The organism is Lebetimonas natsushimae (assembly GCF_002335445.1).
GTDB lineage: Bacteria > Campylobacterota > Campylobacteria > Campylobacterales > Nautiliaceae > Lebetimonas > Lebetimonas natsushimae.
On sequence record NZ_BDME01000001.1, the window covers coordinates 796,257 to 820,752 of the forward strand.

Annotated in this window: 20 protein-coding genes, 1 tRNA gene and 1 pseudogene; 13 read left to right on the forward strand and 9 right to left on the reverse strand. The window is 32.4% G+C overall.

Annotation, left to right across the window (positions count from 1 at the left end):
- Window positions 1-21 precede the first annotated feature (21 nt).
- Window positions 22-1,161 (forward strand): cation:proton antiporter, encoded by a 1,140-nt coding sequence (locus LNAT_RS04395; protein WP_172413496.1) that lies wholly within the window; start codon window positions 22-24, stop codon window positions 1,159-1,161.
- On the opposite strand, the pseudogene LNAT_RS09010 reads toward LNAT_RS04395, so the two are convergent.
- Window positions 1,151-2,797, reverse strand: a pseudogene (locus LNAT_RS09010) (sodium:solute symporter family protein). The gene LNAT_RS04395 and the pseudogene LNAT_RS09010 sit on opposite strands and share 11 nt — an antisense overlap.
- Window positions 2,794-2,967, reverse strand: coding sequence for a symporter small accessory protein (locus LNAT_RS08740; protein WP_172413497.1), 174 nt, complete (start codon window positions 2,965-2,967; stop codon window positions 2,794-2,796). Before LNAT_RS08740 ends, LNAT_RS09010 begins: the two are co-directional and overlap by 4 nt.
- A 95-nt stretch (window positions 2,968-3,062) precedes the next feature.
- Here LNAT_RS08740 and LNAT_RS04405 point away from each other — a divergent pair, with 95 nt between their 5' ends.
- The 5 genes from LNAT_RS04405 to LNAT_RS04425 are packed head-to-tail and all read left to right on the forward strand — an operon-like array spanning window position 3,063 to window position 7,463.
- Window positions 3,063-4,865: a thiamine pyrophosphate-dependent enzyme gene (locus LNAT_RS04405; protein WP_096258707.1), complete on the forward strand. Its 1,803-nt coding sequence runs from the start codon at window positions 3,063-3,065 to the stop codon at window positions 4,863-4,865.
- On the forward strand, window positions 4,862-5,386 hold the full coding sequence (locus LNAT_RS04410; protein ID WP_096258708.1) for a 2-oxoacid:acceptor oxidoreductase family protein: 525 nt from the start codon (window positions 4,862-4,864) through the stop codon (window positions 5,384-5,386). Before LNAT_RS04405 ends, LNAT_RS04410 begins: the two co-directional genes overlap by 4 nt.
- Window positions 5,373-5,780 (forward strand): PaaI family thioesterase, encoded by a 408-nt coding sequence (locus LNAT_RS04415; RefSeq protein ID WP_096258709.1) that lies wholly within the window; start codon window positions 5,373-5,375, stop codon window positions 5,778-5,780. Before LNAT_RS04410 ends, LNAT_RS04415 begins: the two co-directional genes overlap by 14 nt.
- Complete coding sequence (locus LNAT_RS04420) at window positions 5,777-7,072, forward strand: phenylacetate--CoA ligase family protein (protein ID WP_172413498.1); 1,296 nt, start codon at window positions 5,777-5,779, stop codon at window positions 7,070-7,072. The genes LNAT_RS04415 and LNAT_RS04420 overlap by 4 nt, the downstream gene beginning before the upstream one ends.
- Window position 7,073: 1 nt before the next feature.
- On the forward strand, window positions 7,074-7,463 hold the full coding sequence (locus LNAT_RS04425; RefSeq protein WP_096258711.1) for an amino acid-binding protein: 390 nt from the start codon (window positions 7,074-7,076) through the stop codon (window positions 7,461-7,463).
- Here LNAT_RS04425 and LNAT_RS04430 read toward each other — a convergent pair.
- Complete coding sequence (locus tag LNAT_RS04430) at window positions 7,440-7,868, reverse strand: DciA family protein (protein ID WP_143471328.1); 429 nt, start codon at window positions 7,866-7,868, stop codon at window positions 7,440-7,442. The genes LNAT_RS04425 and LNAT_RS04430 overlap by 24 nt on opposite strands.
- Window positions 7,869-8,005: 137 nt before the next feature.
- Between LNAT_RS04430 and nadB the strand changes: the two genes are divergently transcribed.
- From nadB to LNAT_RS04450, 4 genes are all read left to right on the forward strand, one after another.
- Window positions 8,006-9,424 (forward strand): L-aspartate oxidase, encoded by a 1,419-nt coding sequence (gene nadB / locus LNAT_RS04435; protein WP_096258714.1) that lies wholly within the window; start codon window positions 8,006-8,008, stop codon window positions 9,422-9,424.
- A 1-nt stretch (window position 9,425) separates the two neighbouring features.
- Entirely contained in the window at window positions 9,426-10,730 is a 1,305-nt protein-coding gene (gene nhaD / locus LNAT_RS04440) for a sodium:proton antiporter NhaD (RefSeq protein ID WP_096258716.1), read from the forward strand.
- A gap of 120 nt (window positions 10,731-10,850) precedes the next feature.
- On the forward strand, window positions 10,851-12,386 hold the full coding sequence (guaA, locus tag LNAT_RS04445) for a glutamine-hydrolyzing GMP synthase (RefSeq protein WP_096258717.1): 1,536 nt from the start codon (window positions 10,851-10,853) through the stop codon (window positions 12,384-12,386).
- A 20-nt stretch (window positions 12,387-12,406) separates the two neighbouring features.
- Window positions 12,407-13,057 carry a uroporphyrinogen-III synthase gene (locus LNAT_RS04450; protein ID WP_096258719.1) on the forward strand — a complete coding sequence of 217 codons (651 nt, stop codon included), beginning with the start codon at window positions 12,407-12,409 and terminating at the stop codon, window positions 13,055-13,057.
- A gap of 344 nt (window positions 13,058-13,401) precedes the next feature.
- Here LNAT_RS04450 and LNAT_RS04455 read toward each other — a convergent pair.
- The 3 genes from LNAT_RS04455 to fliL form a co-directional block, all read right to left on the reverse strand.
- Window positions 13,402-13,478: transfer RNA gene (locus tag LNAT_RS04455), tRNA-Arg, on the reverse strand.
- Between the two features lie 21 nt (window positions 13,479-13,499).
- Entirely contained in the window at window positions 13,500-13,841 is a 342-nt protein-coding gene (gene acpS / locus LNAT_RS04460) for a holo-ACP synthase (RefSeq protein WP_096258720.1), read from the reverse strand.
- Entirely contained in the window at window positions 13,838-14,362 is a 525-nt protein-coding gene (gene fliL, locus LNAT_RS04465; protein WP_096258722.1) for a flagellar basal body-associated protein FliL, read from the reverse strand. The genes acpS and fliL overlap by 4 nt, the downstream gene beginning before the upstream one ends.
- Before the next feature lie 42 nt (window positions 14,363-14,404).
- Here fliL and LNAT_RS04470 point away from each other — a divergent pair, with 42 nt between their 5' ends.
- Entirely contained in the window at window positions 14,405-15,184 is a 780-nt protein-coding gene (locus LNAT_RS04470; RefSeq protein ID WP_096258723.1) for an MlaE family ABC transporter permease, read from the forward strand.
- On the opposite strand, the gene ftsZ is transcribed toward LNAT_RS04470, so the two are convergent.
- From ftsZ to LNAT_RS04485, 3 genes are read right to left on the reverse strand one after another with little or no spacing between them, the layout of a single operon-like run.
- Window positions 15,181-16,299, reverse strand: coding sequence for a cell division protein FtsZ (gene ftsZ / locus LNAT_RS04475; protein WP_096258725.1), 1,119 nt, complete (start codon window positions 16,297-16,299; stop codon window positions 15,181-15,183). The two genes, LNAT_RS04470 and ftsZ, sit on opposite strands and share 4 nt — an antisense overlap.
- Window positions 16,300-16,311: 12 nt before the next feature.
- Window positions 16,312-17,619, reverse strand: coding sequence for a cell division protein FtsA (ftsA, locus tag LNAT_RS04480; protein ID WP_096258727.1), 1,308 nt, complete (start codon window positions 17,617-17,619; stop codon window positions 16,312-16,314).
- Between the two features lie 10 nt (window positions 17,620-17,629).
- Window positions 17,630-19,069 carry a SurA N-terminal domain-containing protein gene (locus LNAT_RS04485; protein ID WP_096258729.1) on the reverse strand — a complete coding sequence of 480 codons (1,440 nt, stop codon included), beginning with the start codon at window positions 19,067-19,069 and terminating at the stop codon, window positions 17,630-17,632.
- Between the two features lie 58 nt (window positions 19,070-19,127).
- Here LNAT_RS04485 and LNAT_RS04490 point away from each other — a divergent pair, with 58 nt between their 5' ends.
- Together LNAT_RS04490 and LNAT_RS04495 are read left to right on the forward strand one after the other, a co-directional pair.
- Window positions 19,128-20,492, forward strand: a complete 1,365-nt coding sequence (locus LNAT_RS04490) for an adenosylmethionine--8-amino-7-oxononanoate transaminase (RefSeq protein WP_096258730.1) — start codon at window positions 19,128-19,130, stop codon at window positions 20,490-20,492.
- Between the two features lie 161 nt (window positions 20,493-20,653).
- Window positions 20,654-24,496 (forward strand): beta strand repeat-containing protein (locus tag LNAT_RS04495; RefSeq protein ID WP_143471329.1); only part of this gene is annotated, 3,843 nt, incomplete at its 3' end.

The window sequence follows — 24,496 nt, forward strand, 5'->3', positions numbered from 1 at the left end:
TTATACTTAAAAAAGGTTAATATGAAGTTAGAAATAGAAAGTTTAATTGTTGTCGGGCTTATAATAATTGCCGCTATTTTAGCGCTTGAGATCAGTTTTTCCCCTGCTATTTTTGAAATTATTGCAGGCACAATAGCTGCAAATTTTTTTCATATGAGCGATTTGAAATGGGCAGAATTTTTGGCAAATATCGGATTACTTGGTCTTATGTTTTTTGCAGGGCTTGAGAGTGATGTGGAACTTCTTAGAAAAAATTTTTTAAAAGCCCTGTTTATCGGACTTTCTTCATTTTTGATTCCGTTTGTTTCGGTATTTGTGGTAACAAAATTTATTTTTTTATATTCACTTAAAGCATCACTTCTTATCAGTATTGCATTATCAACCACATCTTTAGCTTTGGTATATCCTTTACTTAAAGACAAAAATATGCTGCATTTAAGTTCCGGTCAGACTCTTTTGGCCGGGGCAATGGTTGTGGATATTGTAAGTATGTTTTCACTTAGTTTTCTGTTTGAGGGAATTAATTTGGAAAATATTTTATTTTTACTGGTTTTACTAATAATTATGTTTATTCTGCCTAAATTTGGAGAAAAACTTTTTTCAAGGTATAAAGAAAATCATATCGAATTTCCGGTAAGGTTTATCATTGCAATACTTATAGCCATCGGTTTTTTATCAAAGGAAATTCATATAAATGAAGCGGTTTTGGCATTTGCCCTGGGTATATTTTTTTCAGAATTTTTAAGGGAAAATGAATTGCTTGAAAAAAAATTAAGGGCCGTTATTTTCGGTTTTGTCGCCCCGTTTTTTTTCTTTAAGGCCGGTTATTCAATTAAACTTGATGTCATAAATATGAAAATTATACTTTTAAGTATAATTCTTGGAAGTATTGCATTTGGTACAAAATATATTGCAACTGTAATTGCTACAAAACCTTTTTTTAAAAAAACAGTTTATAAAATTGCAGGCCTATTTTTTAATATGAGGCTGACTTTTGGAATAGTTGCAAGTGTTTTCGGGCTTGAATTTAAAGTTATAGATATTAATACATATGTTTCTTTGCTTTTAATCATTATTTCAACATCATTAATTGCTTCAATTTTAATGAAAAGAATGCCAAGTGAAATAACGGAAGAGGAATTGGAAGATTTTATCCTCTAGGTCCAAATGCTTTTTTTATTGTGTTTGGATCTGGCTTTGTAAGTATACTTACAATTATTAATGTTAAAGTTGATAAAGGCAGGGCTATCACCATGGCATCCACAAAAGCCCATTTACTGTGGCCCAAAATTGAATTTACCCCAAAAAGGGCTTTTGCCACACCCAATGCTTTTGCCTCTTTAAAATGACAAAACAGAAGCCAAAACAGTGATACAAAAAACCCGATTAGCATACTTGCAATTGCCGCAGGTTTTGTAACCCTTTTTGAAAAAAGTCCGAAAATAAAGGCCGGTAAAAAAACTGATGCGCAGAGGGCAAAAAATATTGCGGTGCTTCTAGCGATAATTGCAGGCGCCTTTTGAAATTTATAAGCTAAAAACACTGAAAATAAAATAACAATTACAATTCCTATTTTTGTCCAGTATGTAGTTTTGTTTTTATCAGCACCAAAAGTTTCAAATATGTCTTTTCCTACTGCAGTACCCATTGTATGAAACTGACTTGATAAGGTTGACATTGCTGCTGAAATTAAAGCAAAAAGGAAAATAAAGCCAAACCAGTGAGGCATTGCCGTATTGATAAAATGCGGAATTACTTTGCCTATTGCACCTGCTGCCTCAAGTGAGTTTTTTCCTCCGTAATTTTCAAAATACCATGCATTGCTTAAACTGCCGACTACAAAAATAACACCTGTCATTGCCAAAATGAAAATTCCCCCTATTAATACGGCTCTGTTTAATTCTTTTTTGCTTTTTACAGTCATAAATCTCACAACCAGCTGAGGCTGTGCAAGAACTCCAATTCCAACTCCCAATGTGATGGTGGTAATTACGAAAAGCCAACCCGGGGATAAAAATTCAGGCATTTTATTCCATCCTTTAAATCCCCAGATTTGTGAAAGTTTCATCATAAAATCACCGCTTCCCGGAATCAATTCTTTTAAACTTATACCCTATAACTTGTTAATGACTGTTAATTGCCAGACCTTATCAAGTTTAGAAAAAGCTTCATTTATTCCGCCAAGAGAATAAAAAACCATTCCTATTAAAACTATCATTGCAACAAACATAATGCTTCCCTGCAGGGCATCTGTATACATTACACCTTTAAGGCCGCCTGCCAGAACATATGCGGTTATTATTAATGAAAAAATTAAAAGGGCTATATGATAATTTACATGAAAATAAACACTTATAAACTGAACGCCCCCAATTAAAACGGCCGTAGCATACAAAGGCATAAAAAAGAGAATGATAAGTGCGGCAAAAATCTGAATGAATTTTGAATCATATCTTTTTCCTAAAAATTCGGGAAATGTATGTGCATCAAGTCTTAAGCCCATTTTTCTGGTCGGGTCTCCAATAAAAACAAATGCAATAAAAATACCCACAAAAATATTTAAAAATGTTAGCCATAAAAGTGAATTTCCAAGCCATGCCGCAACTCCTCCAAATCCTACAATCGCCGCAGTTGAAATAAAAGTGGCACCATAACTTAGAGACATTACAAAAGGATGTGCCTCTCGCCCGGCTAAAAGATAGTCTGTTGAAGTTTTTGTTTTTGAATATCCCATCCAGCCCAGATATGCCAAAATAAACAGGTAAAGTATAATTAATGCTATTTCCCAAAAGCTCATAGTAACTCCTCATTAATTTCTTTTTCTTCCTCAGCCCATTTTTTTAAGAGAATTTCATTACTTTCCTCATCACCTCTGTTCCAGTTAATAATTCCATAAACCACACAGAGCAAGGTACTTAATATTGTTAGCCAAAAAGCTAAACTGACCCCTAAATCAAAACTGTTCATATTTAACCTTTTTTAATTAAATTTTAATATATTTTTAATTGATGTTTAAACTTTTTTGATATTATTATAAATAAAATTAATTTCAAAGGGTAAAAATGAAACAGACATTAATGGGTAATGAGGCTATAGCGTATGGATTACTTCATGCTAATACCCAAATGATTAGCGGATATCCTGGAACTCCCTCGAGTGAGATTTTAACCACTTTTGAAAAAATTTCTAAAAATTTGCCGGTATATGCCAAGTGGGCCACAAATGAAAAAGTCGGTTTTGAAGTTGCATATGCAGGAGCAATTGCAGGATTAAATACTGCTGTTACAATGAAACAGGTTGGACTTAATGTGGCAAGTGATGCCCTTATGAGTGCAAGTTTTATTGGAAATAAGGGGGGATTTGTTTTAATAGTTGCAGATGACCCTGGTTTTCATTCTTCCCAGACAGAACAGGATAGCCGCGAATTTGCTAGATTTGCAAGAATTCCGGTACTTGATCCGGCAACTCCGGCTGAGGCTTATGAATTTGCAATAAAAGCTAGTGAATTATCTCAAAAATTTGGAATACCCGTGATGCTAAGAAGTGTAATGAGGGTATCACATTCAAGGGAGATAGTTGAAGTGAAAGATTTTAATTTTGAAGAAAAAAAAGGAAGTTTCAAAAGGGATATTCCAAGATGGGCTGCAGTTCCAAGGGCCGGAAGGCTTGGACAGGCGTATGAAAGGGAAAAAAAATTAAAAGAAATTGCAAAATACAGTTATGAAAATTTTATAAAACCTGAAATTGAAAAATTAAAAGGTACAAAAAATTTAATCATCTCAAGCGGGGCGGCCTTTGGATATGTAAAAGAAACACTTGATGAGCTGGGCCTTGATATTGATGTCTTAAAAATTGATATGCCTTATCCTCTGCCTTTAGATGAGCTTAAAAGTTTAATTAAACATTATGAAAAAGTACTTATTATTGAAGAGACTTATCCGGTAATTGAAGAAGAGTTGAGAAGTGAAAATGTATATGGAAAAATGAGCGGCGATGTGCATACAATCGATGAAATGACAAAAGAAAGAGTGCTAAAAGCATTAAAAAATGTAGGATTTTATAAGGGGGAAAATATTTATAAACCTGCATTTGAAAATAATTTTGAAGTAATTTCTAGAAAACCAAACTTATGCTCTGGATGTCCTCACAGGGATATATTTTTTGCAATAAAAAAAGTGTTTAGACCTAAAAAATCGATTTATCCTTCAGATATTGGATGTTATACACTTGGAATTAATCAACAAGCCATTGATACAGTTTTATGTATGGGGGCTAGTGTTTCAATGGCTCACGGTTTCAGTATAGCGGATAATAAAAAAACGGTAATTGCAACAATCGGGGATTCAACATTTTTCCATTCAGGTGTGGCGCCACTTATTAATGCCGTTTATCAAAAGGCAAAATTTATTCTGGTAATTTTGGATAACTCAACCGTTGCGATGACAGGACGTCAGGCAACACCAGAAAGAGCTGCACCGGGGGAAGTTGATTTAAAAAAAGTGGTTGAAGGATGCGGGGCTGAGGTGATGGAATATTGTTATGAGCCTGACATTAAAAAAACAATAGAGTTTTTTAAAGAGGTTAAGAAAAGATATGAAGAAGTCGAAGTGCCGTTGGTGGTAATCAGCAGACAGTTTTGCGTACTTGATAAAGAAAGGGCAAAAGAGAATTTAAAAGGTGTTTTTGCGACTGTAGATGAGGAAAAATGTGTGGCATGTGATGTATGTACAACACAGTTTGTATGTCCTCCAATGGCTTATAATGAAAAGGGGAAAATTGAAATAGACCCTCTTTTGTGTGTTGGATGCGGAGTTTGCATCAGCGGAATTTGTCCGACAGATGCGTTTATAAGGAGAGATAAATGAAATATCAGATTTTAATTGCCGGTTTTGGAGGACAGGGGGTTGTTTTTTTAGTTAAGGTGTTAAGTATTTGTGCAGCTAAAAAAGGTTATAAATTTTTGGGCACTGAAAATCATGGAATGAGTCAAAGAGGAGGAAGTGTAAGCTCACACATTAAAATAGGAAATTTTTACAATCCTTTGATTGATTACGGGCAGGCCGATTTATTGATAGGGCTTGACCGGGACGAGGCAATTTTAAATTTACCTTATCTAAAAAAGGGTGGTGATTTGGTTGTAAATGCATCTGATTTTCCAAAACTTGAAGCAAACGAATATATTGTAGATGCAAACCAACTGGCAGAAGATGGACTTTTTGATGCCAAGGGGCTTAATGTGTTTATGCTGGGGACTGTTTTAAAAAATGTTAAAAATTTTCCTTTCAGTGTAGAAGAGATAAAAGAGGCGATAAAAGAGATAAATCCTAAATTTGCTAAATCTAATTTTGAAATTTTGGAAAAAGCTTTAAATTATGAAAGAAATTAAACTTTTTTTCAGTGAAAATGCCGAATTTGGAAAAAATATAGGAATTGAGCTGATTGATGTGAAATACGGATATGCCAAAGCAAAAATGAAAGTTACAAAATTTCATTTAAACCTTGCTGGTGTTTGTCACGGAGGGGCCATTTTTACTTTAGCTGATTTTTCTTTTGCAGTTGCAAGTAACTCTTTTGGAAAAATAGCTTTGGCTATTGATACAAGTATATCTTTTATAAATGCGGCAAAAGAGGGTGATGAACTGATAGCTGAGGCAAAGCTTATAGGCGAATCCAACAGACTTGGGACATATGAGGTTAAAATTACCGATAAAAATAAAGTGGTTGCGTTTTTTAAAGGCACAGTTTATAAAACCAAAAAAGATTTAAAGGAGATGGAATGATTTACAATAAAATAGAAAGTGCAAGCAGGGAAGAAATTGAAAAAGTACAGCTTAAAAGATTAAAAGAAGTTGTAAACAGGGTTTATCATTTAAGTCCGTTTTACAGAAAAAAATTTGATGAATTAAATATAACTCCTGATGATATTAAATCACTTGATGATATAAAAAAGCTGCCGTTTACTAAAAAACAGGATTTGAGGGATAATTATCCGTTTGGGCTTTTTACAGTGCCTATGAGCGAAGTTGTAAGAATCCATTCATCTTCTGGGACTACAGGAAAGCCTACGGTTGTAGGATATACAGCACATGATATGGAAGTGTGGAATGAAGTAATGATTAGATGTTATTATATGGCTGATGTAACAAGTAAAGATATAGTTCATAATGCTTATGGATACGGACTTTTTACAGGTGGACTTGGATTTCACGAAGCTGCCCAGAAATTAGGTGCTGCAATCGTACCTGCAAGCGGTGGGTTTACTCAAAGACAGTTAATGCTAATGAGAGATTTTGGAGCTACAATTCTATGTGCAACTCCTAGTTTTGCTCTGCATCTTGCAGAAGAAGCAAAAAAAGAAGGTCCTGAATTTAGAAAAAATTATAAACTTAGAGCTGGATTTTTTGGAGCGGAACCTACAAGTAAGGGACTAAGGGAAGAAGTTGCAAGAGCATGGGATATAGAATATTATGAAGTATATGGGCTTAGTGAAATTATAGGACCGGGAGTAAGCTGCAGTTGTAATAAAGGTGAGGGACTTCATATAAATGAAGACCATTTTTATCCAGAAATTATAGACCCAAAAACAGGAGAAGTGTTGCCTGAAGGGGAAGAAGGGGAACTTGTTTTAACAACCCTTACAAAACAGGCGCTTCCTATTATCAGATACAGAACTGGGGATATTACAAGATTGCTGAGAGTTCCTTGTGCATGCGGTAGAACATTTGTAAGAATGGAGAGTGTAAGGGGTAGGGCAGATGATATGCTTATAGTAAACGGAGTAAATGTATTCCCGTCTCAGGTAGAACATGTAATTGCAAATACAGAGGGAGTCAGTCTTAATTATCAGATAGTCGTAGATAAAAAAGGATATCTTGACAAACTTGAAATTATGGTTGAGGTTGATGATAACATTATGTTTGATGATGTTGCAAAACTTGAAAAAATAAAAAAAGAACTACAAAACGCATTATTAAACAACTTATATATAAACGCAGTTGTTCATCTGGTAGAACCAAAAAGTATAGAAAGAAGTATGGGAAAAGCTAAAAGAATAGTGGATAAAAGGAAATAAAATGAAACAGATTTCTGTATTTTTGGAAAGAAAAAAAGGAAGATTAAAAGAAATAACTCAATCTTTGGCAAAAGAAGGTGTAAATATTAAAGCAATAACACTGGTAGAATCAAGTGAATTTGGAATTTTGAGGATGTTGACTGAAGATATTGCAAAAGCATGTGAAGCAATAGAAAAAAACGGTTTTTCATTGACGCTCAGTGACATATTGGTTGTTGAAGTTGATGATGAAATTGGAGCGTTTAATAAAATTGTTTCCGTACTGAGTGAAAACGATATAGATATAAATTACTGTTATACAGTAAATTCAGATAAAAAAGGAGCTTTTGCATTTAAAGTGTCTGATTTGAATAGAGCTAAAAATCTGTTAAAAGGATTTAGAGTTTATTAAATTTTTAATTTCTTCGAATTTTTTCTTTAAATCCTTTTTTTTTGCTTTTATTTCAAAATCTCCGGCTTCTTTTAAAAAAAATTTAGTTTCTTTTGGAGGTTTTGGAATTTTTTTATATTTATACATTGTAACAATTTTTTTGGGATTTATATTTAAACACTGATTTGCACTGTGGAATGATTTTATAATTGAAAAAATAATGTTTTTATTATAAAAAATTTCCTGCCTCAAAGCTGGATGTGATACGTTTATATACAAAATGTCGCCTTTTAAAAGACATGATGTAATATATTTATTGTATTTACGGGGCATTAGTGCTATAATTTTTTTTAAACAACGTTTCTCTTGTAATTTATTGTTATAAGGATTTAATATATGATTAAGTATCTCTTGTGCTGTTTTCATATTATAATTATATCCATTTTTTTGGGATGTGGTTATAAGGCGGACCCTGTATGGCCTGGAAATGAAAAAAATATTACTGAGGAAATAAATAGTAGTGATCTTAAAATTATAGAAATAAATAACACAATGGAGATAAAATGAAATTTGATGTTATTATAATTGGTAGTGGAATTGCAGGACTTTGGGCTGCAAAATATATAAATGACAATTCTAAATTGTCCACTTTGATTATTACAAAAAAAGAGGTTTGGGATGCTAACAGCTTTTATGCCCAGGGCGGTGTAACTATGGCTCTTGATAAAAATGATGTTCCTCTACATATTGAAGATACAATTAAAGCCGGAAGTTTTCATAATAACAGGAAAATGGTTGAGATACTCTCAAAATCATCACTTAAACTAAAAGAGGACTTGAAAAATTACGGATTTAAATTTGAAGGCGTTACAAGAGAAGCCGCACATTCAGTTCCCAGGGTTTATCATGCCGGAGGTGATGCCACCGGAAGGGAGATTCATAAATTTTTGATAAAAAAAGATAAAAGTTATCTGCTTGATAATGCAGTGGTTTTTGATTTATTGATTGAAGACAATGTTTGTTACGGTGTCAGTGTTTTAAAAGAAAATAAAAAATATAATATTTATGCTAATAATGTAATATTGGCAAGCGGCGGTATAGGGGCACTTTATAAATATGACACAAATGCCAGGACAATTTCAGGGGATATTCAGGGAATTGCAATAGAAAAAGGGGTTGAAGTAAATGATATGGAGTTTACCCAGTTTCATCCGACTGTTTTTATAGAAAGTAAGTTTTCACAAAAATTACTGCTTACCGAGGCTTTAAGGGGTGAGGGCGCACATGTTGTAGATGAAAATAATGAAAGATTTTTATTTGAATATGATGAAAGGGGTGAACTGGCAAGCAGGGATATTGTAAGCAGGGCAATATTTATGCATCAGCAAAAAGGACACAAAGTTTTTTTAGATGTAAGTATGTTTGACGAAGAATATTTTAAAAACCGTTTTCCGACCATTTACAATAAACTAAGAGATTATGATATAAATGTTCCTTATGAAAAAATACCAATTTCCCCTGCATTTCATTATTTTATGGGTGGAATTGTCGTTGATGTAAATGCTAGAGTTAAAAATTTTAAAAATCTTTATGCAGCCGGAGAAGTGGCTAATACAGGAGTTCATGGGGCAAACAGACTTGCAAGTAATTCCACACTTGAGTGTTTTGTGTTTGGAAGAAAAGCCGCAAGGGATATTTTAAAAAATAAATTTAAGACAGATAATAAAATATTCGATATAAACAATGAAGAATTAATCAAAAAAGATGATAAAATTTTTAAGAATAAACTTAGAGAAATTATGTGGAATAATGTTGGTATAATTAGAAATAAGAGAGGGTTGGAAGAAGCTTTAAGCTTTGTTGAGGAAAATATAGGAAAGGTCGGCAGACTTACCAGGATGAGGTTTTTAACTGCCAGAGAAATAATTAAAGCTGCTTTGGAAAGAAAAGAATCACTTGGAGCACATTACAGAAAGGATTGATATGGAACATACTTTAGATTTAACACATACGTGGGTTGGTTGGGGAGTTTTAATTATTTTTGTTCTCGGTTATATTTTAATTGCCACAGAGGAAAAATGGGATATGAATAAAGCCAAACCGGCTTTGTTTATAGGTACATTTTCTTTTATGCTAATTGGTGTTTACTATTATGTTAATAGTTTAGACATATCTCCTCTTCATCATCAGTTAAAAGAACTTATAGAAGAAATAGCAGAGATTTTCTTTTTCTTGTTTGTTGCAATGACATATATTGAAAGTCTGATTGAGAGGGGTGTGTTTGATGCCTTAAGATACAGGCTTATTTCACGGGGTTACAGTTATAAAAAACTTTTTTGGATAACAGGAAGTCTTGCTTTTTGGATAAGCCCTGTTGCTGATAATTTAACGACAGCCCTTATTCTTTCGACTGTTTTATATACCATAGATAAAACTCGTACCAATTTTTTGGTACCCGGTGCAATTAATATTGTTGTAGCTGCGAATGCCGGTGGTGCATGGTCGCCGTTTGGTGATATTACAACTCTTATGGCCTGGACTGCAGGGAAAGGTGAAATTATAGACTTTTTGGCTCTGTTTCCCGCTTCATTTTTAGGATGGTTTTTAACTGCATGGCTTTTAGGTTTATTTGTACCAAAAGGTGAGCCTCATTTTGATGTGCTTACCACTCCGAAAGGGGAAATTAAAAAAGGCGGAAAAGTTGTTATATTCTTAGGGTTTTTCACTATTTTTATAGCCGTGTTTGGACATATTGTGATGCATTATCCTGCAATGTGGGGAATGATGTTTGGTTTGTCACTGTTACAGCTTTATGCTTATTATCATAAAAGAAAACATAAAGAGCAATTTAACGTATTTATAAATATGGCAAAAGTTGAAAATGATACGCTTCTTTTCTTCTTTGGTATTTTAAGTGCTGTTGGAGCTTTGTCATTTTTAGGATGGCTTGTGTATGTTGTTAATCTTTATGATATTGTGGGAGATACTGTTGCAAATATTGGTGTTGGATTTGTAAGTGCAATTATTGACAATGTGCCTGTAATGGCGGCTATTTTAAAAGCAGATCCCCAAATGGGACCGGATCAATGGATGCTTGTTACATTAACTGCCGGTATCGGTGGAAGTTTAATTAGTTTTGGTAGTGCTGCCGGAGTTGGTGTAATGGGTAGAATGAGAGGGATATATACATTTAATTCCCATATGAAATACGGATGGGCGGTATTAGCCGGATATGTATTAAGCTGTGCTATTTGGTATGTGCAGTTTGAAATGTTGGGGCTTTATTAAAATGTAAAATTGAAAATGGATAATGGAAAATTAAAAAGTTAAAATAAAAATTATTCCATTCTCCATTATCCATTGTCCATTCTTCATTGTTTTGCTACAATTTCAATAAAAAGGACTTGAATGCAGGTTGAAATATTAATACTTGATTTTGGGAGCCAGTATACACAGTTAATTGCAAGAAGACTCAGAGAAGAGGGGGTTTACAGTGAAATAGTCCCATATTATGACGGATTAAAAGCAGCAACCCAAAAAAAACCAAAAGGGATTATTTTTAGTGGAGGACCTGCAAGTGTTTATGATAAAGATGCATATAGAGTTGATAAAAAAATATATGAATTGGGTCTTCCGATTTTAGGAATTTGTTACGGGATGCAGTTAATAACCGTTGATTTTGGCGGTGAAGTTGTAAGAGCTGACCATCATGAATACGGAAAAGCGGAACTTTTTATAGATGAACCGCATAAAATTTTTAAAGATGTAAGCAATCCCACAATTGTTTGGATGAGTCATTCAGACAGGGTTGAAAAGCTGCCTAATGGATTTAAAAGAATAGCCCATACTTCAAATGCACCGTATGCTGCTATTGTAAATGAAGAAAAAGAAATATACGCAATCCAGTTTCACCCAGAAGTTGCCCATTCAGTTGAAGGAAGTAAAATTTTAAGAAATTTTGCAAGAGAAGTTTGTGGTGTTACTAGTAAATGGGATATGGCGCATTTTGCAAAAGAACAAATTAAAAAAATAAAAGAGCAAGTCGGAAATGACAAAGTAATCTGTGCCCTAAGCGGCGGAGTTGACAGTTCTGTAACAGCGGCATTGCTTCACGAAGCAATAGGTGATCAGTTAATTCCTATATTTGTAGATACGGGACTTCTCAGAAAAAATGAAAGAGAAGAAGTAGAACATGCTTTTAAAAATGTTTTACATGTTCCTTTAATTACAGTGGATGCAAGAGATAAATTTCTCAGTCGTTTAAAAGGTGTAACTGATCCGGAAGAAAAAAGAAAAATAATAGGACACACTTTTATTGAAGTATTTGAAGAGGAGGCAAAAAAACATAAAGACGCTAAATATTTAGCACAGGGGACTCTTTATCCTGATGTAATTGAATCAGTTTCTGTAAAAGGGCCTTCAAAAACTATTAAATCCCATCATAATGTAGGGGGTCTTCCTGAGTGGATGAAATTTGAATTAATTGAACCTTTAAGAGAGCTTTTTAAAGATGAAGTAAGAAAGCTTGGACTTGAACTTGGACTTCCAGAAGATTTGGTTTACCGTCATCCGTTTCCTGGACCCGGTCTTGCTATTAGGATTATGGGTGAAGTAAATGAAAAAGATTTAGAAATCCTCAGAGAAGCAGATTATATTTTAATACAGGAGCTTAAAGCCTGGGGACTTTATAACAAAGTTTGGCAGGCGTTTGCAGTGTTGCTTAATGTAAGAAGTGTCGGAGTTATGGGAGATAACAGAACATATGATAATGCAGTGGCAATCAGATGTGTTAGCTCAACTGACGGTATGACAGCAACTTTTTCTCATCTGCCTCATGAATTTTTAGAAAAAGTTGCAACCAGGATAATTAATGAAGTTAATGGAATTAACAGGGTGGTTTATGATATTTCAAGTAAACCTCCTGCGACTATTGAATGGGAATAATATTTTAATAGAAATAAAAAATGAAAGATTTAAAATTACCAATTTATCTTTTAAATAATGATAAATATGAAGGGGTTATAAATTATCCTGTTATAAAAATTAATTTTTTAGCTCCTTCTATCTCTTTTGATGAAACAGATTATCTTATTTTTACTTCTAAAAACGGAGTTAAAGCTGTAGACAATATAACTGATAAATGGAAAAAAAAACCTTCATTTGCCATAGGTAAAGCTACCGCCAATGAGATTAAAAAAAGAGGGGGAATTGTTGAATTTATAGCTTCTAAAGCTTATGGAGATGAATTTGCAAAAGAAATAACACAAAAATATCATAATAAAAAATTTTTATTTTTAAGAGCTAAAGAAATAATTTCGGATATAAAAGGAATTTTTGATAAATCTGACAATTTTTTAGAAGAAATAATTATTTATGAAACAGTTTGCAATAAACCAAGTAATTATATTAAAAAACCTGCGATTGTTATATTCACATCCCCTTCAACGGTTAAATGTTTTGCAAAATTAAACGATTTTGAAAACATATTACCTATTGCAATTGGTAATAAAACAAAAAAAATTCTTTTGGATTATACAGAAAATTCTGTTTTAACACCTGAGAACCCTTCTATTAAAGAATGTATAAAACTTGCAAAAAATGTAAAATTAAGATAAAATAATAAATATAAAGCTATTTCTTCTTAAATAGAGTTCTTTAAAAATCCTGATTGACAAACGCTCAAAGTTTTAGTATAATTATATTGCCTGGGAGGAGCGCTACCCGTACATTTTGGGGCCCTACAACCAATTTTATAGGGGAGATGGTAGCTGCCGGGGTGTGAGGCGAGATGGACTCGCCCCTAAACCGGCACTCCTATCCCCACTCTGTGACTTGGCGGAGCCCAAAGTCACTACGTGAACGCCCTCCCGGGTGTATAAATAGTTCTAAATATAGTGACAGACACCTATTGATATCTTTAAATTTTTAATTTTTATATATTTAAAAAAATGAGAAGTACTGGCGTCCCCGGCGCGATTCGAACGCACGGCCTCCACCTCCGCAGGGTGGCGCTCTATCCAGCTGAGCTACGGGGACAGGAATGAAATTATACCAAAATTATTGAAAAATTATAACTGCTGCTATTGCAAATCCTCCGTCATGGGATATTGAAATATCAGCCTGTTTTAGATTGAATTTTTTTAAAGTTTTTTGTGAAATATAGGGCTTGTTTTTATTGTTTTTTAAAATAATAATGTCATGAAAACCGCATTCTTTACCTATCCCGGTGCCAAGTGCTTTTGAAAAAGCTTCTTTTGCCGCAAATGCGCCCGCGATAGAGGAGGGGGTTTTGAAAAAAATTTGTTCTTCCTGTGTTAGAATTTTATTTATAACTTTATTACCATATTTTTTTATCATATTTTCGATTCTGGAAATTACAACTATATCAATTCCGATCATTGAATTACAAATTCCGTAAAATAGACATGTTTTATTTCTCCGGTTGTAAGTATTTCATTAACTTTTCTTCTAATTTCCTCTTTTAATTTTTCTTTTCCTTTTGCAGTTTGTATTTCTTCTACAGTTTTACTAGATAAAATGTTTATGATTATATCTCTTATTGCAGGTAATTTTTTATCTATTTCTTGTTGTAAATCAGGAGAATCAAGTTCAAATGAAATTTTACATTTCAAATATCTGTCAGCATTATTGCTAACCAAATTAACAATAAATTGGTCTAACGGATATATTGGTCCAACTTCTGCCATATCACTAACTTTTTTCTTTTTAATAACTTTTTCTTGTTTTTGTTCTGGCGCTTGTGTATCATCGGAATTATTTGAGAGTAAGAAATATGCCACTAATCCACCAATAACCAATAAAAGTAATAACAATATGATTATTACTATTAACAGAAGTTTATTGCCACCACTTTTTTCTTCTTTTTCTTCCTGTTCTTTATTTTCTTTTTCTTCAGCCATGATATTCCTTTTTTGTTATAATTTTATCAAAAAAGGTTTAATTTGATAAATAACTTTTTTTATATAATCGGTAAGAAAACTTTAGACTTTATAAATACATTGGGAGATTTTTTTATTTTTCAGTTAAAAATCTTATTTTTGTTTTTCAAACCTCCTTTTAGAATTAAAAATTTTTTAGAGCAAATTACATTTATAGGATACGGTTCTATCGGAGTTATATTTTTAACTGGTTTTTTTACCGGACTTGTAGAAGCTGTAAATTTATATGATGCTTTTCACAAATTTGGTATAGATGATTTTATGGGGTATACTATTTTTATATCCGTTGTAAAAGAATTAGGGCCAGTATTTGCAGCCTTAATGGTAGTTAGCCGGGCAATGAGTGCATATGCTGCAGAACTTGGAAGTATGAGGGTAACTGAGCAAATTGATGCACTTGATGTAATGGCTGTAGATTCAAGACATTATTTAATAGTACCAAGAATAATGGCAACGGTTATTGCAATGCCTTTGCTTATATTGTTTTTTGATGCCGTTGCTAATATCGGTTCATATTTGATTTCAGTATATTCTCTCGATGTAAACGGTTTTGCATATTTGGATAAAATAAGACAATTCGGAGAACTTAGTGATTTTAAAGAAGGGGTAACAAAAGGAATTGTTTTTGGATACTTAATAAGCGCCATATCTACATATATAGGTTATAATACAAAAGGTGGGGCCAAAGGTGTTGGAATTAGTACCACTAGGGCAGTTGTAATTTCCTCAGTGGTGGTATTTGCAGCAGATTATGTAATATCTGCTTTTTATCTTATTTTTTAATCTTTCATTCTTCTCATATAAGCAGGAATATCTAATTCATCCGCATCAATTTCAATTCCGCCAGCAACTTTTTTAGTAACAAGAATAGTTTCTATATTTTTTTTGATATCTTCTTTATTTGCAGCTTCGTTTTTTTCAAATCCCGTTGCAACAATTGTAACTTTAATTTCATCCGGGGCCAATGAATTGTCTGTTGTCGTACCAAAAATAATTTCCGCATCCTCATGGGCTTTTTCTTCTATGATATTCATTCCTTCATAAATTTCATCAAGCGGATAGTCTTCATGCATGGTAAAATGAACAAGAACACCCATAGCACCGTCAATGGAAATATTATCAAGAAGTGGCGATTCAATTGCTTTTTTAATTGCATTAAATGCAGCAGACTCTCCTTTTTCCTCACCCACACCCATTAATGCAAGACCTTGATGTGACATTACAGTTTTGAGGTCGTTAAAGTCAACATTGATATCATTTTCACCGTATGAAATTACCATGTTTGAAATACCGCCGACTGCTTTATATAAAACATCATCAACCAATGAAAAGGCTTCTTTTCTACCGACTTTTCTGTCAATTATGGTTAGAAGTTTATCATTTGGAATTACAACGATTGAATTAGCTTCTTTTTTAAGTTCATTAGTACCTATTTCAGCAAGTTTACTTCTTTTACTGCCTTCAAATCTAAAAGGTTTGGTAACAACACCGATAGTTAAAGCCCCCACTTCTTTAGCGGCTTTTGCTATAACACTTGCAGCACCTGTACCTGTTCCTCCTCCCATTCCGGCAGAAATAAATACTAAATCAGCTCCATTTAGAGCTTCTTTAATTTCATCGAAACTTTCTTCTGCCGCTTTAGCTCCAATTTCCGGTTTCATACCGGCTCCAAGTCCGTTTGTGAGTTTTATCCCAAGCTGGATTTTTCTGTGGGCTTTACTTGTTTTAAGTGCCTGAATGTCAGTATTGGCAGCAATTAATTCAACATCTTTTATACCTTTGCTGGCAATATAATTTATCATATTGTTACCGCCGCCGCCAACTCCGATAACTTTGATTTTAGGCCCTTCTATTTCTTCTCTTATTGAAAATAGTTCGTTATTAGTTAGATTTTCCATTTTTTCCCCTTTTTAAAATAGATTATTTATCCAATTAATCAGTTTTTTTATCGGATTGGTTGTATTTTTGGTTTTTTTCGGAATTTCAGCTAAAACTTCTTTTTCCTCTTTTTTTTCAAACAATTCATTTTTAGAAGGTATATTTTCAGCTAAATCTAAAGAATGAAAGTTTTGATTGGAATCTTTTTCATATTTACTGTTTTCTCCGTTTGCATAAAGAATTAATCCTATTATTGTTGCAAATTCAGGAGATTTTAGATTTTCTACAAGTCCTTCTATTTCTTTTGGATACCCAATCCTGACTGGCAAACCGTCAAAAAAATTTGATGCAATTTCTCTTACATTGTAAAAATTTGTAAATCCTCCTGTAAGCACTATACCGGTACCTATTTTATCTTTTAATTTTGAATCATCCAGTTTTTTGTTAAGAAGTAAAAATGTCTCTTCAACCCTTGCAGAAATAACCTGTGTTATTGTGGAAATGGAAGCTTTCTGTTTTTCGGATTCATTTCCTATTACTGAAATTTCTATTAAATCTTCGGAATTATTTACATAATTTTCAAAATTTAGTTTTATATTTTCTGCATCTTTTAAAGTGGTATGCAGAGCGATTGATAAGTCATGGGTTATATGATGACTTCCTATTGGCAAATAATCGGTATAACTTAGGGCTTTATTTACAAATATTGCTATGTCACAAGTTGCTGCTCCAATATCCATAACTGCAACACCAAGTTCTTTTTCGTCATCTTTTAAAACAGCTAAAGCGCTTGCATAACCGGAATTTACAATTTTGTCTATTTCAATTCCCGCCGATTTAAAAGTTTTTTTGAGATTATCCAGGCCGCTTTTTTGCGCAATAATTATATGAAGAGTTACTTCAAGTCTACTTCCACTCATTCCCACCGGATCTTCAATTTCACTTGAATCATCTAATTTGAAATTATACGGAATGGCTTGAATAGGAACATAATCATTTGGAATAGCGGCATTTATCATTGCACTGTTAATTGCCCTGTTTATTTCTTTAATTGTAACTTCTCTGTTTGGAACATTTACTATTCCATAACTTTTTATACTTTTAGTATAAGCGCTTGAAATTGAAATAACCGCTTTGTTTATTTCAATTCCGGCCACTCTTTTTGCATCGTTTACCGCCTGTTTTATTGATTTACTTGCTTCTTCAATATTAGTTATAATACCTTTTTTAACACCTTTTGATTTAGCTATTCCGGTTCCGCTGATAGTTAATGTGTCCTTATTGTCGGCTATTATTGCTGTTGTTTTAGAACTTCCCACATCTATAGCGAGTATTGCCAATTTAATTCCTTTATTTTACATAACTTTTTATGTGATATTTTTGCATCAGTTCTTTTATCAAATCATCAATTGCCTGAGAGTTTAATAAATTCTCAGTTAAAATTCCGATTTGTGCCTTGTTTTGTTTATATTTGTTTTCATCAAGCAATTTTTGTTCCGTAATTTGATAAACCACAGCTTTTTGCGGATTTTGAGATGGAATTAGGAAAAATCCTTTAGGTTTGTCTGATAAAAACAGGTTAAATAAAAATTCGGTTGCTTCTTCAGGTTTTAGAGATTTTATTTTATTAGCATCATATTTTGTAACGAATCCAATATTTTTACCTTTAAAATTTTTCAGAGCGTATTTGGCTTGATTAATCAAAGCATCTTTTGTCTTTATATTAAGTAAATCTTTTAACACATATACTCTGGCTTTTTGAAATGGCATTGGTTTTGGCTTGATTTCTTCAATCAGCAATGCGCTTATATAAAAATTGTCTTTAATAAAAGGTTTTAAATAACCTTTATTAATTAGCTCTTGCATTTTATCTGAGGGGATTAAATTATTGTTTAAAGGAAGTGTGTATAAATCGTAATTTTTAGCGCCTTCTTTTAATTTTTTATATGATAATACTGCATTTCTAAGAGATTTTTTTGCAAGTAGATCTTTTTTCACTTTATCCACCGCTTTTTCAAAAGGGATTATTTCCCCGTTTTCGTTTTTATATTCATTTTTGTTGTTTTCGTAATATTCTTTTAATTCTTTGTCTGTTACCACCCCTTTAATAGGAGTTTTGACAATTGCAATTTTATACATTTCAGGGCTTTTATATTTATCTTTATTTTTTTCCCAGAATTTTTTTAATTCATCTTCATTTATATTAACTTTTACAGAATTTTTATTTATTACTCGAATTGATATATTGTCGGCATTATATAAAGCACTGGCAATACTTAATGTTTCGGTTTTTCCAGGTTTCAAATGAAGCGCTTGCGTTAATTTTTGGACTAAGAGCTGTTTTCTTAAATTTTCTTCAAATTCTTTGGCTTTGAGTCCGTTCATTTGAAGATATTTTTTATAAGTTTTTGTATCTTTAAAAGTATCAATGATTGCTTTTGCAACTTCTTCATCAGTTACATAAAGCCCCAAGTTTTTGGCATATTCCCTTAAAAGCCCCTGTTCTATAGCCATTTTAAAAGCCTGCTGTTTAAGTCCCAGTTTTTCTGCGGTTGCATCATCAAGTTTTCCGCCGAGTTTTTGGTTTAGGTCCATAAAAAGATTATTATAAATTTCCTGCACATCCTGAATAGAAACTTCGGTATTTCCGTTAATTTCCGCAACGGTTGAAGATTTTGAAGCAAGATTAAACTGTCCCCATCCTACAAATCCGGCTCCTATAAAAGCTATTGTGGCTACCCATATTGTAATTACCAGCCACTTTCTGTGTGTTTGCATCCATTCAATCATTAAAAACCTTTTTTTGTGATATTATAATAAAAAAAAACATCCTAAAGAAGGGATTTTGATGAAAAATGAAGAAATTATGAAAAAAGATTTAAAATATAACTGGCATCCTTGTACTCAAATGAAAGATCATGAGTTTTTACCTCTTATCCCTATAAAAAAAGGTGAAGGTGTTTATTTAATCGATTTTGACGATAACAGATACATAGATGCGATAAGCAGCTGGTGGGTAAATCTTTTTGGACATTCTAATCCTTATATCAATAAAAAAATAAAAGAACAGCTTGAGACCCTTGAACATGTAATTTTTGCAGGATTTACACATCCTCAGGCAATAAGGCTAAGTGAGAGGCTTTGTAATTTAACAGGTTTTGATAAGGTGTTTTATGCAGACAATGGAAGCAGCGCTGTAGAAGTGGCAATAAAAATGAGTTTTCATTATTGGAAAAATAAAGGAGAAGTCAGACCTTTGTTTTTTTCTTTAAAAAATTCATATCACGGAGAAACAATAGGTGCTCTCAGTGTCGGGGATGTAGGACTTTATAAAGATACATACAGGGAAATTTTAATAAAAAATATAACGCTTCCGATTCCTGAAAATAAAAGTGATGAGGCGGCGGAAGAAGCATTAAAAAAGGCAAGAGTATTTTTTGAAAGATATTATAAGGAGATTTCGGCTTTAATTGTTGAACCGTTGATTCAGTGTGCTGGAAATATGAAAATGCATTCTCCTTTGTTTGTAAAGGGACTTAAAAAGTTATGTGAAGAATTTAATATTCATTTGATAGCTGATGAAATTGCCGTCGGATTTGGTAGAAGCGGTAGTATGTTTGCGTGTGAACAGGCCGGGATAAAACCTGATTTTATGTGTTTGAGTAAAGGCCTTACAGGCGGATATTTGCCACTGAGTGTTGTTTTGACAACAGATAAAATATATTCGGCGTTTTACTGTGATTACAAGGAGTTAAAAGCATTTTTACATTCCCATTCATATACCGCAAATGCATTAGGGTGTGCGGCCGCAAATGCTACTCTTGATATTTTTGAAAATGCAAAATGGACAGAAAAAAATGGAAAATGGGAATTGAAAATGGAAAATGAAAAATGTAAAATGGAAAATGAAGAATTAAATGTTTTGGAATATAATAAAATTATAAGTAGTTATATTTGGGAGAGGTTGCAGAAATTTAAAGAATTGAAAAATGTAAAAGAGATTCGTCAAACGGGAATGATTAGTGCAATAGAGATGATTGATTATCCGTTTGAAAAAAGAATGGGGCTTAAGGTTTATGAATTTGGTCTTAAAAACGGGGTATTGTTAAGACCTCTTGGAAATGTAATTTATTTTATGCCGCCGTATGTTATTAAAAAAGAAGAAGTGGATAAAATGATAGATGTGGCATTTAATGGAATAAAAAAATTATAAATTTTTCAAAAAGTAACAATTTGTTAAAAATTCGTTTTTTTAAGATAATTAATAATAATTAATATTGATTTAACCAAAATAATATGTTATACTGACAATAGTTAAGGAAAGTTTAAATTTTTCCTCGCACAGTTGCCATCGGTAATAAAAAAGGAGAAAAAATGAGACCTCAAAAATTCATGTTAAGTGCTGTAGCAGTTGCAGCAATTGTTTCTGTTTCAAATGCTGATGTTACAATAGATAATGAAATAAATAAGACAGGTGTAATATTAAACTCTTCTGAAAATGTTACTGTTACCAATACAGGTGCAATAGAAATAAATGAGACAAATCCTAATCATTTCGGAATATATGTTACAGAGGATACAAATTTTAGTAATACAATAATAAATTCTGGGGTAATAGAAATAAATGCGACAAATGATACTAATAATTCAGGTGGAATAGTTATTCATGAAATAAATGAAGGTAATATTACAAATAACGGATTAATACAGTTAAATAGTGATGCAAACAACACTGGAGGTATTTATACAAAAAACAATAAAGGCAATATAGATAATGAAGGTGATATTGTTATAAATGAAATTGATAATGGAAAGAAAAAACTTATGGCTTTGGGAATTTATACTGAAAGTAATACAGGGAATATTCTCAATAAGGGTAATATTGAAATTAATACAACTACAGCAGATTATCATTATGCAGTTGGTATTTTAGTAAAAGGCAACAACACATCAAATCCTATTATCAATAAAGGGAATATAACTGTAACAAATAATAATTCTCTTGGGGATGCCGCCGGTATTGCTTCCATAAATTCCGAAAAAACGAATATAATAAATGAGGGAAATATTACTTCATCAAAGGTCGGTATAGCAGTTGATGAAGATGATCCATTAAATACAATGGATACTGTTATAAATAACTCAGGAAACATAAATTCCAATGATACCGGTATTTATGTAAGTCATAAAACTGAGTCCTTAAGTAAAATAAATATAACTAACAAAGGTATCTTGAATGTAAATTCGCTTAAAGGAATATATGCCTCTTCCGATAGCAATAACGGAGATTCTTATATTACTATAATAAATGAAGGAAAAATAACTTCTGGTGAAAGTAATATAGAAGGTAAAATTAATATTAACAATAGCGGAAATGCAGAATTAACTATCACTAACACAGCAAGCGGAGAATTAAATGCTTCTAATGGATCAGGGATTTATGCATATTCAAAAACAAATGATGGAAATACGTCAGTTAATATTACAAATGAAGCAGAGATTACTTCACATGAATCTGCTATTTATGCAGGGGCAAAATCAAACGGTGGAAATGCTTATTTGAATATGGAAAATTCCGGGGATTTAGATTCTGATAGCTACGGTTTAGATGGTGATGTTTATGCAAAAAATGGAAATTCAACTCTTATAGTTGATAATTCAGGTAACATAAATGCTAATTATTACGGTATTTCAGGGTATTCCAAAGCAAATAATGGTAATGCTAATATGAATATAATTAATAGTGGAAATATAAATGTAAATAACGACGCTATATTTGAATATGCTTTTGTTGACAATAACGGAAATGCAAATGTAAATATAACAAATACAAAAGAATTAAATTCTAACCAAGGTAAAGGAATTTATTTAAGATATTCTGAAACACATAACGGTAATTCTGTAGTGGATATAAATAACAGCGGAAATATAAATTCTCATTATGAAGCAATTTACAGTTATTCTCATGTAGATAATAACGGTGATGCCGTTGCAAATATTACAAATACTGGCGATTTAAATTCTGTTGATAATAAGGGTATTCATATTTTATCTAGAACAGATGATGGAAATTCAAGTATAAATATAAACAATATCGGAAATATTAAATCTCATGATGACGCTATTTACAGCGAATCAAGAGTTAATAACGGTAATGGTAATGCAAGATTAAATATAGTAAACAGAGGTGAAATCAATTCTACATCAAACAGAGGAATATATGGACTTTCATATGCCCATCAAGGTCAAAATTCAACTCTTACAATCACTAATGAAGGTAATATAGCATCTCATATGCAATCTATTGAGGGATATGCACGTATTTTTGATGATGGTAAAGCTGCAGTAAATATTGTAAACACAGGGGAATTAAATTCTGATAATAAAGGTATATATGCTCATTCTTATGCATATCAAGGAGGAAATTCAATAGTTAACATCACAAATTCAAAAAATATTACTTCCGAGCAGGACGCAATATACGGTAATGCTAAAGCTAACGGATATGGTGATTCAGTAGTTCATATCACAAATAATTCTGTACTGAATTCTTCAGATGGAGAAGGGATTTATGCTTCTTCAACAGCTCATAAAGGTAATGCTATAGTAGATATTAACAATACTGAAACAGGTAAAATAATTTCTACTGACAATTCATTATACGGTTATGCTAAATCAGAAAACACAGGGAATTCAGTTGTTAATATTACGAACACAGCTAAGATTAATTCCAATATTTCTGGAATTTATGGCGAAAGTTTTGCCAATTATGGAGATGCAGCAATAAGTTTTGAAAATTCAGAACAAATTAATTCCAATGATGATGCAATTTACGGTTATGCCAGTGTAGATTCTGAAGGGAATGATAAAATAGTTATCAATAATAAAGGTGATTTAAATTCCACAAATGGAAAAGGGATTTATGCTTATTCTTATATTGATGAAGATGAAACCGGAAATATGTCAATTACCATAACAAATGAGGGTAATATTACCTCTCATGATGATTCAATATATGCAAGAGCTTATAATTATGGGTATGGTAATAACGAAATAAATATTACAAATAATGCAGAATTAAATTCTATTAATGGAAATGGGATTCATGCTTATTCTTATATTTATGAGGACGGAAATTCAAATATTAATATAACAAATGAAGGTAATATTAATTCCAATCAAAATGCTATATATGTTTCTGTTGATAAGGAAGAGGATGGTGATTCGCTAGTTAATATTATGAATACAGCAGAATTAAATTCAACAGATGGAGAAGGAATAAATATTTGGTCAAATGTATATAGTGGCACATCATCAGTAAATATTAATAATACAGGAAATATATTTGCACATAATTACGGAATACATGCGGAATCTGATGCAAGTAATGACAGCAATATCACAATTACAAATAATGCTTTGATAGAGGCAAATTATGGAATATATGCATATGCAGAGAGTAATGATGGCAATGTAACAATAAAGATAACAAACCAAAAATCTATTATTGCCCCGACAGCCTTTCAAATTTGGACTGGAGCAGGTGATACAGCAAATGTAAAGATATTAAATACAGGGGATGTCTATTCTGATAATATAATAAATGATGCATCAGATGGCAGTGCACCACATGAGAGTAAAGTTTTAGAAAACAGAGGATATATAGAGGGGGATTTTGACAGTAATACATTTGATATAGAGAACTACGGAAGGATAGCATTAAAGACATTTAACCCTTCAAATGTAAAAAGCTATACAGGAAAAAGCGGAGGAGAGCTTGATATAAATATGGAGGCAGATGAAAATGCAACATTGAGATATACAAGGCTCCATGCTGAGAATGTAACAATGGAAGATGGAACAAAGATATTTGTAAATGTAAGAGAGCTAAATGCCACAAAAGAGCAGTTAATCGGTCAGACATTGGACGGAGTTGTAGTATCAGACAACAACATTACTTATAACGGCAATATTTTGGTTTCTGACAATTCCGCACTTATAGATTTTGGTCTTTTGAAAAATGATATGAACATTTCATTGAATATTATTCAAACCAAAAAGATAGCAGAGGCTGTAAATAATGGCGGTTTAGGAGGAGTATCTGAAGCCGGAAGTGTATTAGATAATTACCAAACAGGTACAAATCCTGAACTTGATGAATTTAAAAACAACTTGTATGATTTGGAGAGAGATGAAGATGTAGCGAATGCTGTTGCT